This is a genomic window from Pseudomonas sp. TE3-3-F2023, assembly GCF_036784815.1.
GTDB classification, from domain to species: Bacteria; Pseudomonadota; Gammaproteobacteria; order Pseudomonadales; family Pseudomonadaceae; genus Aquipseudomonas; species Aquipseudomonas pudica.
In genome coordinates, this window is the sequence record NZ_CP145113.1 from 5,126,809 (window position 1) to 5,141,937 (window position 15,129).

Genomic DNA, 15,129 nt, shown 5'->3' on the forward strand with positions numbered 1-15,129 from the left:
GCCGGCAAGCCAGCTCCCGCAGGCACGTCACAGGTTCTGAAATCTGTGCGGTCCCTGTCGGAGCTGGCTTGCCGGGGATAGGGCCCTTGCAGGCTATCTGTCAATCCGCGGCCAGCACCGCCGCAATCCGGTTCCCCGCCTTGGCTTTCTCGACCTTGATCGCCACGAACTTCGAAGTCGGCGTATAGGTCCCCTCGCCATAACTTTCCAGCGGCACCAGCGGGTTGGTCTCCGGGTAATAGGCCGCCGCCTGCCCCTCGGGCACGTCATACGCCACCAGGCGGAAGCCCGACACCCGCCGCTCCACGCCATCCTCCCACAGCGACACCAGGTCCACATGCTCGCCCGGCTCGAAGCCCATCCGGCGGATGTCGACCTCGTTGACGAACACCACTTCACGCAGGCCGAACACCCCACGATAACGGTCGTCCAGGCCATACAGGGTGGTGTTGTACTGGTCGTGCGAACGCAGTGTCTGCAGGATCAGGTCAGGCTTGTCACCGCGCGCCAGCACCTTGGCATTCACCAGTTGCTCCGGCAGCTGGCTCGGGCTGAAGCGCGCCTTGCCTGTGGCCGTGCGCCAGGTACGGTCGGCGGCATTGTTACCCAGGTGGAAGCCGCCCGGGTGCTGCAGGCGCTCGTTGAAATCGGCAAAGCCGGGGATCACATCGGCAATCATGCTGCGGATACGGCCGTAGTCGGCAACTGCGTATTCCCAGTCGATCGGCTGCTTGCCCAGGGTCGCCTGGGCCATGCCGGCGATGATCCACGGCTCCGAGCGCAGGTGTGGCGAGCGCGGGCGCAGTTGGCCGTGGGAGATGTGCACCATGCTGAAGGTGTCCTCCACGGTCACGCCTTGCGGCCCGCTGGCCTGCATGTCGATTTCGGTACGGCCCAGGCACGGCAGGATCAACGCATCGCGGCCGGTGACCAGGTGCGAGCGGTTGAGCTTGGTGGAAATCTGCACGGTCAATGCGCAATTGCGCATGGCCGCATGAGTGCGCGGCGTATCCGGCGTAGCCTGGGCAAAGTTGCCACCCAGGCCGATGAACACCTTGGCACGCCCCTCCTCCATGGCCTTGATCGCCAGCACCGCGTTGTGCCCGTGGGCACGCGGCACGCGGAACCGGAAGCGCTTTTCGATGGCATCGAGCAGCGCCGCCCCGGGCTTCTCGTCGATGCCCATGGTGCGGTCGCCCTGCACGTTGCTGTGGCCACGCACCGGTGACAGGCCGGCACCGGGCTTGCCAACGTTGCCGCGCAGCAGCTGCAGGTTGACGATTTCCTGAACGGTCGGCACCGAGTGGCGGTGCTGGGTGACGCCCATGGCCCAGCACATGATCACCCGTTCGGCCTTGCGGTACATGCGCGCGGCCAGTTCGATCTCGGCCTGGGTCAGGCCCGATTGCTCGACGATGTGCGCCCAGGGCGTGGCATCCACGGCTTCTAGGTATGCGTCGATGCCACTGGTGTGCTCGGCGATGAAGGCATGGTCGAACACAGCCGGTTCGCCATTGGCCTGGGCTTCGCGTTCCCACTGCAGCAGGTACTTGGCAATGCCGCGCATCACTGCCATGTCGCCGCCCAGGGCCGGGCGGAAGTAGGCCGTGTTGGTTGGTTCGGAGCCATTGCTGAGCATCTCGAACGGGTGCTGCGGGTGCTGGAAGCGCTCCAGGCCGCGCTCCTTGAGCGGGTTGAAGCAGACCACCTGGGCACCACGCTTCACCGCTTCACGCAGCGGTTCGAGCATGCGCGGGTGGTTGGTGCCAGGGTTCTGGCCGATGACGAAAATGGCATCGGCCAGCTCCAGGTCGTGGAACACCACGGTGCCCTTGCCCACGCCCAGGGTTTCCGACATGCCCACGCCGCTGGCTTCATGGCACATGTTCGAGCAGTCGGGGAAATTGTTGGTACCGTAGGCACGGACGAACAGCTGATAGAGGAACGCCGCCTCGTTGCTGGCCCGGCCCGAAGTGTAGAACTCGGCCTGGTCGGGCGATTCGAGTGCGCGCAAGTGTTGGGCAACCAGCGCAAAGGCTTCTTCCCAGCTGGTTTCTACATAGTGGTCGGTGGCCGCGTCATAGCGCATGGGGTGGGTCAGGCGGCCCTGGTACTCCAGCCAGTAGTCGGTCTGCTGGGCCAACGCACTGACGCTGTACTTGGCGAAGAACGCCGGGTCTACCGAGCGGCCGGTGGCTTCCCAGTTGACCGCCTTGGCGCCGTTCTCGCAGAACTTGACCATGTCGTTTTCCGGCGACTCGCCCCAGGCACAGCCGGGGCAGTCGAAGCCACCGTTCTGGTTGGTCTTGAGCATGGCCCGCAGGTTCTTGAACGCATTGTCGCTGCCCAGCCAGCTCTTGGTCACGCTCTTGAGCGCCCCCCAGCCGGCGGCGGCGCCCTTGTAGTCCCTGATGTGTTGGTCCTGGCTCATGCGATGAATCCTCACGCTTCGATGCTTTTTTTCAGCCTATGGAGCGTGAGGTAGAGCCGTCCAATCGAAAGATCTTACGGGGTGATAGGCGGTTTCGATCAAGGGTTGGAACCGCGTCACGGCCTTCGCGGGTGAACCCGCTCCCACAGGGCCCCACAGGTTCCGAGCCCTGCGCTTTACCTGTGGAAGCGGGTTTATCCGCGAATTGGGCGCCGCGATCAACACTTTGAAATACGTGGCCTGCAGCCATGATAGAGGCCATCGATCAAACGGTCGGACAAAGCAATTTGACGCCCCGGCGCCCAGGTTATAGCTTGAATCGAGTCCCAACCCATTCGAGCGCGAACGTGGAACAGAACAGCCGGGCCCTGATCGACGGCTTCAACCGGAAAATCGACTACCTGCGGATGTCGGTCACCGACCGCTGCGACTTTCGTTGTGTGTACTGCATGGCCGAAGACATGCAGTTCCTGCCGCGCCAGCAAATTCTCAGCCTCGAGGAGCTGTTCCAGGTGGCCGAGCGCTTCGTCGCCCTTGGCACCCGCAAGATCCGCCTGACCGGCGGCGAGCCGCTGGTGCGCCAAGGCATCGTCGACCTCTGCGGGCGCATCGCCGCCCTGCCCGGCCTGCGCGAATTGTGCCTGACCAGCAACGGCTCGCAACTTGGGCGCCTGGCCCAGCCGCTGTTCGACGCCGGTGTCACGCGCCTGAACATCAGCCTCGACAGCCTGGACGCCGAGCGCTTCAGGCAACTGACCCGCACCGGCGACCTGCACCAGGTGATCGCCGGCATCGACGCCGCCCGCCAGGCCGGCTTCAAGCGCACCAAGCTCAACTGCGTGGTCCTCAAGGGCCGCAACGATCATGAACTGGTCGACCTGGTGCGCTTTGCCATCGACCGCGAGCTGGACATCACCTTCATCGAAGAAATGCCCTTGGGCGTGATCAGCGAACATGAGCGCGGCGAGTCGTTCTGCTCCAGCGATGAAGTACGTGCGCTGCTGGCCGAGCAGTACACTCTGATCGAATCGACCGAGTCGTCCCAGGGCCCGGCCCGCTACTGGCGCCTGGCCGAAGCCGCCAACACTCGGGTCGGCTTCATTTCGCCACACAGCCACAACTTCTGCGCCACCTGCAACCGCGTGCGCCTCACTGTCGAAGGCCGCCTGCTGCTGTGCCTGGGCAATGAACACTCGGTGGACCTGAAGCAGGTGCTGCGCGCCCACCCCGGCAACCCCGAACGCCTGGAAAAGGCCATTCGTGACTCGCTGCACCTCAAGCCCTACCGCCATCATTTCGAAGTCGGTGGCGATGTGCAGATCCTGCGTTTCATGAACATGACCGGCGGCTAGCCAGCCGTCTCTGGATTGACATGATCGTCCACCCCACCCCCGATGTGCTGCGTGTGCTGTTCACCCTCAAGGGTTCGATCGTCAAACGCATTGCCCTGCGCTGCCTGACAATCACCCTGCTGGCCGCGCTGATCGTGTTGGTCGAGCGGCATTTCCCGGCGTTCTTCTACCCGGTCAGCGCCACCCCGTTCACCTTGCTGGGCCTGTCGCTGTCGATATTCATGAGCTTTCGCAACAACGCCTGCTATGACCGCTGGTGGGAGGGGCGCAAGGCCTGGGGCAAGCTGATCATCGAAACCCGCTCGTTCGTGCGCGAAAGCCTGGTGATTACCGACGAAACCCTGCGTGCCGAACTGTTGCGCAGCCTGTGCGGCTTTGCCCATGCACTGAATGCACGGCTGCGCAACGAGGACGAACTGGCCGCCACCCGGCCCTGGCTGGCACGGCCCGATGCGATCAGCCCGCACAACGTGTGCGACGCCATCCTGCGCGAAATTGGCGGGCACTGCTCGCGGTTGGCCGAACAGCAGCAGATCAGTGACTGGCGCTACAGCCTGCTTGAGCAGCGGCTGGTGGGCCTGACCGAAGTGCAGGCCACCTGCGAGCGGATCAAGGGCACACCGTTGCCGTTCCCCTACACGCTGTTGCTGCACCGCACCATCTACATCTTCTGCCTGCTGCTGCCGTTTGCCTTGGCCGAGCCGCTGGGCTGGCTGGCGCCGCTGTTCACCACCATCGTGGGATACACGTTCTTCGGGCTGGATGCGATTGGCAACGAACTGGAAGACCCGTTCGGGCGCGATGAAAACGACCTGCCGACCGATGCCATGGTGCGGACCGTGGAGCGTGATGTGCTGGCGGGGTTGGGGGAACAACAGCTACCGCCGGCGTTGTTGCCGGTGGACCATGTATTGAGCTGACTGAATGCAGTGGCCTGTACTGGCCCTTTCGCGGGTAAACCCGCTCCCACAGGCCCCCCACAGGTTTCGAACCCTGCGCGGTACCCGCGAAGAGGCCGGTACAGGAGAAAACTCAGCCCCGGCTTGCACAGGCCTCGATCGGTTTCAGGTGCTTGACGAAGTTGCATGGCCGGTGCCGCGCATCCAGCTGCTCCGCCAGGATACCCTCCCACGCCGTACGGCAGGCCCCGGTGGAGCCCGGCAGGCAGCACACCAACGTGCGGTTGGACAACCCGGCCAGCGCCCGGCTCTGCACGGTCGAGGTGCCGATATCGAGAATCGACAGGGCCCGGAACAGTTCGCCAAAGCCATCGATGCGCTTGTCCAGCAGGCACTCGACCGCTTCCGGCGTGCTGTCACGCCCGGTAAAACCGGTACCGCCGGTGATCAGCACCACCTGCACCTGCTCGTCGGCAATCCAGGTGGCGACCTGGGCGCGGATCTTGTACAGGTCGTCCTTGAGCAACGCCCGCGCCACCAGGCGGTGGCCGATCTCCACCGAGCGACTGGCCAGCAGCTCACCGGAGGTGTCGTTGTCGTAGGTACGGGTGTCGCTGACAGTCAGCACGGCGATGTTGAGCGGTACGAAGACCGCGTCGGATTGGACGCGCACGGTGGGGCTCCTCGAGTGGCATTGCCGCCACGCTAGAGGCATGGCCCGGGGGCGTCCAATCGATATGGCGTACCGACTGATCAATGACATCTATCGCAGACGTGGGGTAAGGTCTGCATAACCCGCTACCAGGCACTTCCATGGACATCAAGCAGCTCAAATTCCTCATCGCACTCGACCAGACCCGCCACTTCGGCCAGGCGGCGGCGCTGTGCCATATCACCCAGCCGACGCTGTCCATGCGCCTGCGCAACCTGGAGGACGAGCTGGACCTGGTGCTGGTCAAGCGCGGCCAACGCTTCGAAGGCTTCACCGAGGCCGGCGAGCGCATCCTGGCCTGGGCCCGTACGCTGCTCGCCGCCCACGACGGCCTGCAGGCCGAGGCCGCCAGCTGCCGTGGCCAAGTGGTAGGCAGCCTGCGCCTGGGCACGGTGCCGCTGGCCAGTTTCAACCCCATGCACCTGCTGCTGCCGCTGCGTGAAAAATACCCCGAACTGCACTTCCAGATCAGCTCGCTCAGCTCGGAACAGGTCATCGACGGGCTCAGCCGCAACCAGCTCGACCTGGGTATCTGCTACCTGGACCAGGTCAACACCAGCTTCTTCGAAGTGATCGAACTGGGCACCACCACCATGGGCCTGCTGCACGATACCCGGCACTTCCAGTTCGCCAGCGACACCCTGCGCTGGGACGAGCTGGGCGACATTCCGCTGGGCCTGCTGAGCAAGGGCATGCACTACCGCCAATCGCTGGATCTGAGTTTCCGCAGCCGTGGCCTGGAGCCGAATGCGGTACTGGAAAGCGACTCGAGCTTCCAGCTTATCCAGGCCATCAACACCGGTATGTGCTGCGCAGTCATGCCGCTGGGCTGCGGCCTGGAAGACCTGAGCGAACACCTGCGCATCCTGCCGGTGGCCGACGCCGCCATCCACAGCCCGGTCGGCCTGCTGCTGCGCCGCAGCGAACCGCGTTCGGCAATTGCCGAGCAGTGCTTCGATCAGGCGCGGGCGCTGTTCGTCACGTGCTAATTCGCTGGCTAGCGAATTTTCCTACTGCGACATAGGACATTTCGCTAGCGACAAGACGCTCCCCCCGCTTTTATCCTCCTTCGCTCACCAGGCGGTGCGAGAACGCGCAGCCGTTTCTTACCATTGTCCAAGGATCTGACATGACGACACCTCCAACCGCTTCCACGCCATTGGTATGGAGTGCCGAAAACTTAGCCCCGCTGGGAGGGCTCGGCCTTCTGGGGATGGTTCTCTTGCTGGTGTGGTTTATCCAAAGCAGAGCCGGGTCGCTCTATTTTCTGCGCGATTTAATCTGGCGAAGTTTTGGTGGAAAAAAAGAGTTCGACGACCTCTCAGAGCTGAACCAGATGCGCAGAGAGCTACGTGAAATCGAGTTTTTCAGATACGAATTCAATATTCCTGCAAACAACTTGCGCGAAGCACGACTCGCTCATCGCTGGATCGTCGCCAACGGTTTTGCCCCAAGCGATATCGGCCGCAGCCGCAGATACATGGATTGGAGCGATTTTGATTCTCCAACATTTGCGGTCAAGCGGTTCACCTGGTGGAAATACACGCTGGTTGTAACGTCGATGCTTTTGCTCATCGGGGCATTTACGCCGTTTTCGCTTTTCGGGGATTCGAAGTACTTGATGGTTTCGTTGAAGAACTCACCCGACACGCCCTCGTTCTACCTATCTTCAGACAACATCAAGTTCAAAATGTGGCCCGATAGGGTTCTAATGCCAGAACAATGCCGCTCAGCCGAAACCTTGAAACCCTTTATAGAAGACTTTCCTGAAAAGGAGCTGGACACCGTCTGCTCGTTTTTTATGGACCCTGCCTACGAATCACACGTGGCGAAAGGGCTTGAGGCGCAACGTTCGTTACTGGCTGGCATAGCGTTCGCCAGTATGATGGGGTTGATTTTGCTGGTACTGAAGCTTGCCCGTATGAAGAGGGCGCAATCGCTGTACCAGCAGTGGCAGAACCGCACTCCGTCCGAGCCACAGGCAACGCCCTCGCCCATTACGCCATCGCCCGCCGATACTGCCTCGGCGTGAAGCCGGTCAGCTGCTTGAACTGGCGGCTGAAGGCGCTGTGGTCGGTATAGCCGCAGCACATCGCCACTTCAGTGATCGGCAGTTCCGAGTGCAGCAAGCGGTGGGCGTGCTCCAGGCGCGCCTTGTGGATCATCTGCCGCGGCGTGAGGTGGAACACCCGCTTGCAGTAGCGCTCCAGCTGGGCCACGGAAATGCCGGCGATACGGGTCAGCTCGGCCATGCTGATCGGCTGGTGGAAGTTCCGGCGAATGTACTCATCCACTGCGGCCAGGCGCTGGTAGGCAGGGTGGGTATCGGCCGCTGACTGCAAATCGACCGAGATGCCGACCAGGCCGATGATCTCGCCGGCCTGGTTGTACAGCGGGCGCTTGTGGGTCAGGCACCAGCCAGGCTCGCGGCTGCCGTACAGGTGCAGCTCCAGCTGGTCTTCCAGCACCAGGCCCTCCTTGAGAACACGACGGTCCTGCTCGGTGTAGCCGGGGCCCAGCTGTGCCGGGAACACTTCGGCGCTGGTCTTGCCCAGCAGCGGCTGCAGGCGCTTGAGGCCACAACGCTGGACCAGGGTGTTGTTGGCCAGCACATAGCGGGCGGCCGGGTCCTTGATGAAGATCGCGGCGTTGGGGATGGCGTCGAGGATCGGCAGCAGCAGGGACACACCGGCCAGCAGGGCCTCTAGGTTGGCGGGGCAGTGCTGGTCAAGGGACTGGTACAGGGTTGCCAGGGGGGTGTCGGTCATCTGCCCTATCTCGGTTTGCTGTGGCGACCCTTTCGCGGGCACGCCCGCTCCCACAGGTCCCCCACAAATTTCGAATCCTGTGCTGTACCTGTGGGAGCGGGCGCGCCCGCGAAGAGGCCAACGATACCCACATACCTCTACAGCCCTTGCTCGGTATGGCTTACAGCCTATTCCACACCCCGGCACCTAGTCACTGCTTTTTTGAAACTGTGCCGATTTCGTCATCCACCCTGCAGAAAACCATCAAGAACCGGCGCCCCGATCGGTCCACTCTATGCCCCACGCAAGCCGCCCCAAGTCCTACAAGAGCGCGGCCCAAAAAGCCGCATCTCGTGACATCAGACCTGCCTATCCAATAACCAACAAAAAGGCGAACCCATGTCAGGCAAATTCAAAAAACAGTTGTCATTGCTGGACCTCACCTTCATCGGCCTAGGCGCCATCTTCGGCTCCGGCTGGCTGTTCGCCGCCAGCCATGTCTCGGCCATCGCCGGCCCGGCCGGCATCCTGTCCTGGTTCCTTGGCGGCTTCGCCGTACTGTTGCTGGGCATCGTCTATTGCGAACTGGGCGCCGCCCTGCCGCGTGCCGGGGGCGTGGTGCGCTACCCGGTGTACTCCCACGGCCCGCTGCTGGGCTACTTGATGGGCTTCATTACCCTGATCGCCTTTTCCAGCCTGATCGCCATCGAAGTGGTCGCTTCGCGCCAATACGCCGCCGCCTGGTTCCCCGGGCTGACCAAGGCCGGCTCCAGCGACCCGACCGTACTCGGCTGGCTGGTGCAGTTCGCCCTGCTGGGGCTGTTCTTCTTCCTCAACTACCGCAGCGTGAAAACCTTCGCCAAGGCCAACAACCTGGTCAGCGTGTTCAAGTTCATCGTGCCGCTGCTGGTGATCGGCGTGCTGTTCACTTTCTTCAAGCCGGAAAACTTCGAGGTCCAGGGCTTTGCCCCGTTCGGTCTGTCCGGCGTTGAAATGGCGGTATCGGCCGGTGGCATCATCTTCGCCTACCTGGGCCTGACGCCGATCATTTCGGTGGCCAGCGAAGTGAAGAACCCGCAGCGCACCATCCCCATCGCGCTGATCCTCTCGGTACTGCTGTCCACCGCGATCTACGCCCTGCTGCAACTGGCCTTCCTCGGCAGTGTGCCGACCGAAATGCTGAGCAACGGCTGGGCCGCCGTGACCACGGAACTGGCCCTGCCCTACCGTGATATCGCCCTGGCCCTGGGTGTGGGCTGGCTGGCCTACCTGGTGGTGGCCGACGCGGTGATCTCGCCCAGCGGCTGCGGCAACATCTACATGAACGCCACCCCGCGCGTGGTCTATGGCTGGGCGCAGACCGGCACCTTCTTCAAGTACTTCACCCGTATCGACGCCGAGTCCGGCATCCCGCGCCCGGCGCTGTGGCTGACCTTTGGCCTGTCGGTGTTCTGGACCCTGCCGTTCCCGTCCTGGGAAGCGCTGATCAACGTGGTTTCAGCCGCTTTGGTACTGAGCTACGCCGTGGCCCCGGTGACCGTCGCCGCCCTGCGCCGCAACGCCCCCGACATGCCGCGCCCGTTCCGGGTCAAGGGCATGGGCGTGCTCGGCCCACTTTCGTTCATCATCGCCGCGCTGATCGTGTACTGGTCGGGCTGGAAGACCGTTTCGTGGCTGCTGGCCCTGCAAATCGTGATGTTCGTGCTCTACCTGCTGTGCGGCCGCTTCGTGCCAACCCAACACCTGTCGCTGGCCCAGCAAGTGCGCTCGTCGGCGTGGCTGATCGGCTTCTACGCAGTGACCATCCTGCTGTCGTGGCTGGGCAGCTTCGGTGGCCTGGGAGTGCTCGGCCACCCGTTCGACACCGTGGTCGTGGCCGCTTGTGCACTGGGTATCTACTACTGGGGTGCTGCCACCGGCGTGCCTGCCCACCTGGTGCGCCTGGAAGGTGAGGATGAAAGCGAAGCCTCCTCCGAAAGCTACCCAGGCCAGCGCCCTGCCGCCGTCGCCTCCTGACCCACTCTCGAATGGATATGCCCATGAAACACGTTCACGTCATCGACTCGCACACCGGCGGGGAACCCACCCGCCTGGTGATGAAAGGCTTCCCGCAACTGCGTGGCCGCAGCATGGCCGAGCAGCGCGACGAGCTGCGCGAGCTGTACGACCAGTGGCGCCGCGCCTGCCTGCTGGAACCACGTGGCAACGATGTGCTGGTCGGTGCGCTGTACTGCCCACCGGTATCGGCCGACGCCACCTGCGGGGTGATCTTCTTCAACAACGCTGGCTACCTGAACATGTGCGGCCACGGCACCATCGGCCTGGTCGCCTCGCTGCAGCATCTTGGCCTGATCGCACCGGGCGTGCACAAGATCGACACCCCGGTCGGCCAGGTGACCGCCACCCTGCATGAAGATGGCGCCATAACCGTTGGCAACGTGCCGTCCTACCGCTACCGCCAGCAGGTGCAGGTGGACGTGCCCGGCCATGGCCTGGTGCGTGGCGACATCGCCTGGGGTGGCAACTGGTTTTTCCTCGTCTCCGACCACGGCCAGCGTATCGAGCTGGGCAACCGCGAGGCGCTGACCGAGTACACCTGGACGATGCTCAAGGCCCTCGAAGCCCAGGGCATCACAGGTGAAAACGGTGCCCCCATCGACCACGTCGAACTGTTTGCCGACGATGCCAACGCCGACAGCCGCAACTTCGTGATGTGCCCCGGCAAGGCCTACGACCGCTCGCCCTGCGGCACGGGCACCAGCGCCAAGCTGGCCTGCCTGGCCGCCGACGGCAAGCTCGACGAAGGCCAGACCTGGGTACAGGCCAGTATCACCGGTAGCCAGTTCCAGGGCCGCTACGAGCGCGACGGCGAACGCATTCGCCCGTTCATCACCGGCCGCGCCTACATGACCGCCGACAGCACCTTGCTGATCGACGAACAGGACCCATTCGCCTGGGGCATCTGACCCCGGCTTTTTCCAAAAAATCGAATATCGCGAGGAGTGACAACAATGACCAACAACATCTTCACCGGCACCATGCCCGCCCTGATGACCCCCTGCACCGCCGAGCGCAAACCGGACTTCGACGCCCTGGTGCGCAAGGGCCGCGAGCTGATCGAGGCAGGCATGAGTGCCGTGGTGTACTGCGGTTCGATGGGCGACTGGCCGCTGCTGACCGAAGCCGAGCGCCAGGAAGGCGTGGCGCGCCTGGTGGCCGCCGGCATCCCGACCATCGTCGGTACCGGCGCGGTGAACACCCGTGAGGCGGTATCCCACGCCGCCCACGCGGCCAAGGTCGGTGCCGCCGGCCTGATGGTCATCCCCCGCGTACTAAGCCGCGGTGCCTCGCTGATTGCCCAGAAGCACCACTTCTCGGCCATCCTGGCAGCCGCGCCGAAGCTGCCGGCGGTGATCTACAACAGCCCATACTACGGCTTCGCCACCCGCGCCGACCTGTTCTTCGAACTGCGCAGCGAGTTCCCCAACCTGATCGGCTTCAAGGAGTTCGGCGGTGGCGCCGACCTGCGCTACGCCGCCGAGCACATCACCTCCAAGGATGACGACGTGACCCTGATGGTCGGCGTCGACACCCAGGTGGTGCATGGCTTCGTCAACTGCAACGCCACCGGCGCGATCACCGGCATCGGCAACGCCCTGCCGCGTGAGGTGCTGCACCTGGTGAGCCTGAGCAAGCAGGCGGCCAAGGGTGATGCCAAGGCCCGCCGCCTGGCGCGTGAACTGGAAGCGGCGCTGGCGGTGCTGTCGTCGTTCGATGAAGGCTGTGACCTGGTGCTCTACTACAAGCACCTGATGGTGCTGAACGGTGACAGCGAATACAGCCTGCACTTCAACGAGACCGACGTGCTGACCGACGCCCAGCGCAATTATGCCGAGCAGCAGTACGCGCTGTTCCGCACCTGGTACGCCAGCTGGTCGGGTGAGCAGAACATCGCCTGACCTCAAGGCCGCGCCGCGGTCCCTGTGGGAGCGGGCGTGCCCGCGAAGCAGGCGCCGCGGTGCATGGCACCGGCTTCGCCGGTGTTCGCGGGCCCGCCCGCTCCCACAGGGTGAGTATTACATCCCTGCAACAGCATGTGATTTCCAAAGGAGGCTCCATGACCCTCACAGGCAACCTGATGATCGGCCAGACGCCGATAACCGGCAGCCGCGAAGCCATCCGTGCCATCGACCCAGCCACCGGCCAGGCGCTGGAACCGGCCTACCTCGGCGGCACCAGCGAACACGTGGCCCAGGCCTGCACCTTGGCTTGGGGGGCGTTCGATGCCTACCGCGAAACCTCGCTCGAGCAACGGGCACAATTCCTCGAAACCATCGCCACGCAGATCGAAGCGCTGGGCGATGCCCTGATCGACCGCGCGGTGGCTGAAAGTGGCCTGCCCAAGGCGCGCATCCAGGGCGAACGTGGCCGCACCTGCACCCAGCTGCGCACCTTCGCCCGCGTGGTACGGGCCGGCGAATGGCTGGACGTGCGGGTCGACAATGCCCTGCCAGAGCGCCAGCCCCTGCCGCGTCCCGACCTGCGCCAGCGCCAGGTGGCCCTGGGGCCGGTGGCGGTATTCGGCGCCAGCAATTTCCCGTTGGCCTTCTCGGTGGCCGGTGGCGACACCGCCTCGGCCCTGGCCGCCGGTTGCCCGGTGGTGGTCAAGGCCCACGGCGCTCACCCGGGCACCAGCGAGCTGGTCGGCCAGGCAGTGGCAAAGGCCGTGAAGCAGTGCGGCTTGCCGGCCGGTGTGTTTTCGCTATTGTACGGCTCCGGTCGTGAAGTGGGCATTGCACTGGTCAGCGACCCGCGCATCAAGGCTGTTGGCTTTACCGGCTCGCGCAGTGGTGGCATTGCGCTCTGCCAGGCGGCCCAAGCCCGCCCCGAGCCGATCCCTGTGTACGCCGAAATGAGCTCGATCAACCCGGTATTTTTGTTCGACACCGCCCTGCAGACCCGCGCCGAGGCACTGGCACAAGGCTTCGTCGCCTCGCTGACCCAGGGTGCCGGCCAGTTCTGCACCAACCCCGGCCTGGTGATTGCCCGCCAGGGGCCGGCGTTGCAGCGTTTCATCGCCGCCGCCAGCGAACACGTGCGCCAGGCTGCGGCGCAGACCATGCTCACTCCGGGCATCTTCAGTGCCTACCAGGCCGGTGTCGGCGCCCTCGCCGTAAACGCCAATGCACAGGCCGCCGCCAGTGGCCAGGCCGGGCAAGGCCCCAACCAGTGCCAGGCGCAACTGTTCGTGACCCAGGCCGAAGCGTTCCTCGCCGACCCGGCGTTGCAGGCCGAAGTCTTCGGCGCGGCGTCGCTGGTGGTGGCCTGCGCCAACGATGAGCAAGTCCGCCAGGTGGCCGAGCAACTGGAAGGCCAACTGACCGCCACCCTGCAACTGGACGACGCCGACATCGACGGCGCCCGAGCGCTGCTGCCGACCCTTGAACGCAAGGCTGGCCGCATCCTGGTCAATGGCTGGCCGACCGGTGTAGAGGTATGCGACGCGATGGTCCACGGCGGGCCGTTCCCGGCCACCTCCGATGCCCGCAGCACCTCGGTGGGCACGGCGGCGATCCTGCGCTTCCTGCGCCCGGTGTGCTACCAGGACTTCCCCGATGCCCTGCTGCCGCAGGCGCTGAAGCACGGCAACCCGCTGCAACTGCGGCGCCTGCTCGACGGTAAACGGGAAGGCTGAGCATGGTCGAAACCGCTGAAACCGATATCGCCGTGGTCGGCGCCGGCATTGTCGGCGTCGCCTGTGCCCTGCAACTGGCCCGCCAAGGCCGCCGGGTAACCCTGGTCGACCGCCAGGCACCCGGCCAGGGCGCGTCCTACGGCAACGCCGGGCACCTGGCCACCGAGCAGGTATTTCCGATTGCAGACCTGTCGATTCTCAAACGCCTGCCGCGCATGCTGCTGGACCCGATGGGCCCGCTGCGCCTGGACTGGAAGTACCTGCCCAAGGCCATGCCATGGTTCACCCGCTTGCTGCTCAACCTGCGCCCGGGCCCGTTTCAGCGCAGCGTCGCCGGCATCCGCACGTTGAACGAAGGCAGCCTGGGTGCCTGGCAGCGGCTGCTGGGTTCGATCGGGCGCAGCGAGCTGTTCCAGGAAGATGGCTCGTTGCTGGTTTTCGAGCGCCCGGAGTCGCGCCAGGCCCTGGAGGCCTTGCGCACACGCATGCTGCAGCAGGCGGTGCCGGTGGACTTCTGGTCAGCCGACACCGTGCGCGAAGCGGCGCCGCAACTGAGCCCGTCGTTGCTGGGTGGGCTGTTCTTCCCGCGTACCGGGCACTTCATCGACCCGTACCGGGTGGTGTGCGAACTGTTCGAAGCAGCCAAGGCCAGTGGCGTGCGCTTTGTTCAGGCGCAGGTCGATGGCGGACGTCTGCACGGCGGCGGGGTCAGCCTGGCCAGCGACCAGGGCTCGCTCGATGCCCGCCAGGTACTGATCAGTTGTGGCGCGCATTCTGCGCGGTTGACCGCCGCGCTGACCGGCAAGCAGGTGCCACTGGACACCGAGCGCGGCTACCACCTGATGTTGCCTGGCGAGCATCAGCGTTTGCCCTTTGCAGTCACATCGCTGGAGCGCAAGTTCATCATGACGCCCATGGCCGAGGGCTTGCGCCTGGCCGGCACGGTGGAATTCGCCGGGCTGGACGCGCCGCCGAGCATGCAACGGGCGTGGCAGTTGCACAGGTTGAGCAAGGGGTTGTTCCAGCGGGACTTGAGTGTGGAGGGAGCAACGCCGTGGATGGGCTTGCGTCCTTCGTTGCCGGATTCGTTGCCGGTGATCGACCGGGTGTGTGATGGGCGAGTGCTGTTGGCATTCGGGCATCAGCACCTGGGGTTGACCCAGGCAGCAGTGACGGCGGAATGGGTGGGACGGTTGGCTGAGATGGCCGGTGGACCGGAGATGGCGGCTTACCGGTTGGATCGGTTTTAGCCTGTGCTGGCCTCTTCGCGGGTGAACCCGCTCCCACAGGGAT

The 15,129-nt window shown here is 64.4% G+C and carries 12 protein-coding genes; 9 read left to right on the forward strand and 3 right to left on the reverse strand.

Annotation, left to right across the window (positions count from 1 at the left end):
• Window positions 1-100: 100 nt before the first annotated feature.
• Window positions 101-2,431, reverse strand: a complete 2,331-nt coding sequence (locus V3314_RS23515; RefSeq protein ID WP_046616477.1) for an FdhF/YdeP family oxidoreductase — start codon at window positions 2,429-2,431, stop codon at window positions 101-103.
• Between the two features lie 347 nt (window positions 2,432-2,778).
• On the opposite strand from V3314_RS23515, the gene moaA reads away from it, so the two are divergent.
• Window positions 2,779-3,783: a GTP 3',8-cyclase MoaA gene (gene moaA / locus V3314_RS23520; protein WP_080958520.1), complete on the forward strand. Its 1,005-nt coding sequence runs from the start codon at window positions 2,779-2,781 to the stop codon at window positions 3,781-3,783.
• 20 nt (window positions 3,784-3,803) lie between these two features.
• Window positions 3,804-4,703 carry a bestrophin family protein gene (locus V3314_RS23525; RefSeq protein WP_338459701.1) on the forward strand — a complete coding sequence of 300 codons (900 nt, stop codon included), beginning with the start codon at window positions 3,804-3,806 and terminating at the stop codon, window positions 4,701-4,703.
• A gap of 112 nt (window positions 4,704-4,815) precedes the next feature.
• Here the strand turns inward: V3314_RS23525 and moaB are convergent, their stop codons facing one another.
• Complete coding sequence (moaB, locus tag V3314_RS23530) at window positions 4,816-5,355, reverse strand: molybdenum cofactor biosynthesis protein B (protein ID WP_046616479.1); 540 nt, start codon at window positions 5,353-5,355, stop codon at window positions 4,816-4,818.
• A 140-nt stretch (window positions 5,356-5,495) separates the two neighbouring features.
• On the opposite strand from moaB, the gene V3314_RS23535 reads away from it, so the two are divergent.
• Both V3314_RS23535 and V3314_RS23540 read left to right on the forward strand, forming a co-directional pair.
• Window positions 5,496-6,383: a LysR family transcriptional regulator gene (locus V3314_RS23535; protein WP_046616480.1), complete on the forward strand. Its 888-nt coding sequence runs from the start codon at window positions 5,496-5,498 to the stop codon at window positions 6,381-6,383.
• A gap of 140 nt (window positions 6,384-6,523) precedes the next feature.
• Window positions 6,524-7,426, forward strand: coding sequence for a DUF6216 family protein (locus V3314_RS23540; protein ID WP_338459702.1), 903 nt, complete (start codon window positions 6,524-6,526; stop codon window positions 7,424-7,426).
• On the opposite strand, the gene V3314_RS23545 is transcribed toward V3314_RS23540, so the two are convergent.
• Window positions 7,392-8,162 carry an AraC family transcriptional regulator gene (locus V3314_RS23545; protein ID WP_046616482.1) on the reverse strand — a complete coding sequence of 257 codons (771 nt, stop codon included), beginning with the start codon at window positions 8,160-8,162 and terminating at the stop codon, window positions 7,392-7,394. The genes V3314_RS23540 and V3314_RS23545 overlap by 35 nt on opposite strands.
• A 378-nt stretch (window positions 8,163-8,540) precedes the next feature.
• Between V3314_RS23545 and V3314_RS23550 the strand changes: the two genes are divergently transcribed.
• The 5 genes from V3314_RS23550 to V3314_RS23570 all read left to right on the forward strand — a co-directional run bounded on the left by V3314_RS23550 (window position 8,541) and on the right by V3314_RS23570 (window position 15,086).
• Window positions 8,541-10,157, forward strand: a complete 1,617-nt coding sequence (locus V3314_RS23550; protein WP_046616483.1) for an APC family permease — start codon at window positions 8,541-8,543, stop codon at window positions 10,155-10,157.
• Between the two features lie 23 nt (window positions 10,158-10,180).
• Entirely contained in the window at window positions 10,181-11,107 is a 927-nt protein-coding gene (locus V3314_RS23555) for a 4-hydroxyproline epimerase (protein WP_338459704.1), read from the forward strand.
• 45 nt (window positions 11,108-11,152) lie between these two features.
• Complete coding sequence (locus V3314_RS23560) at window positions 11,153-12,100, forward strand: dihydrodipicolinate synthase family protein (protein ID WP_338459706.1); 948 nt, start codon at window positions 11,153-11,155, stop codon at window positions 12,098-12,100.
• Window positions 12,101-12,258: 158 nt separating this feature from the next.
• A complete protein-coding gene (locus V3314_RS23565) occupies window positions 12,259-13,836 on the forward strand; it encodes an aldehyde dehydrogenase (NADP(+)) (RefSeq protein WP_338459708.1) in 1,578 nt (525 codons plus the stop codon).
• Between the two features lie 2 nt (window positions 13,837-13,838).
• A complete protein-coding gene (locus tag V3314_RS23570) occupies window positions 13,839-15,086 on the forward strand; it encodes an FAD-dependent oxidoreductase (protein ID WP_085601003.1) in 1,248 nt (415 codons plus the stop codon).
• Window positions 15,087-15,129 lie beyond the last annotated feature (43 nt).

Bases quoted from the DNA above. Each gene is read 5' to 3' on its own strand.
- V3314_RS23515 (WP_046616477.1), bottom strand. From the start codon at position 2,431: ATGAGCCAGGACCAACACATCAGGGACTACAAGGGCGCCGCCGCCGGC.
- V3314_RS23525 (WP_338459701.1), top strand. From the start codon at position 3,804: ATGATCGTCCACCCCACCCCCGATGTGCTGCGTGTGCTGTTCACCCTC.
- V3314_RS23535 (WP_046616480.1), top strand. From the start codon at position 5,496: ATGGACATCAAGCAGCTCAAATTCCTCATCGCACTCGACCAGACCCGC.
- V3314_RS23540 (WP_338459702.1), top strand. From the start codon at position 6,524: ATGACGACACCTCCAACCGCTTCCACGCCATTGGTATGGAGTGCCGAA.
- V3314_RS23545 (WP_046616482.1), bottom strand. From the start codon at position 8,162: ATGACCGACACCCCCCTGGCAACCCTGTACCAGTCCCTTGACCAGCAC.
- V3314_RS23550 (WP_046616483.1), top strand. From the start codon at position 8,541: ATGTCAGGCAAATTCAAAAAACAGTTGTCATTGCTGGACCTCACCTTC.
- V3314_RS23555 (WP_338459704.1), top strand. From the start codon at position 10,181: ATGAAACACGTTCACGTCATCGACTCGCACACCGGCGGGGAACCCACC.
- V3314_RS23560 (WP_338459706.1), top strand. From the start codon at position 11,153: ATGACCAACAACATCTTCACCGGCACCATGCCCGCCCTGATGACCCCC.
- V3314_RS23565 (WP_338459708.1), top strand. From the start codon at position 12,259: ATGACCCTCACAGGCAACCTGATGATCGGCCAGACGCCGATAACCGGC.
- V3314_RS23570 (WP_085601003.1), top strand. From the start codon at position 13,839: ATGGTCGAAACCGCTGAAACCGATATCGCCGTGGTCGGCGCCGGCATT.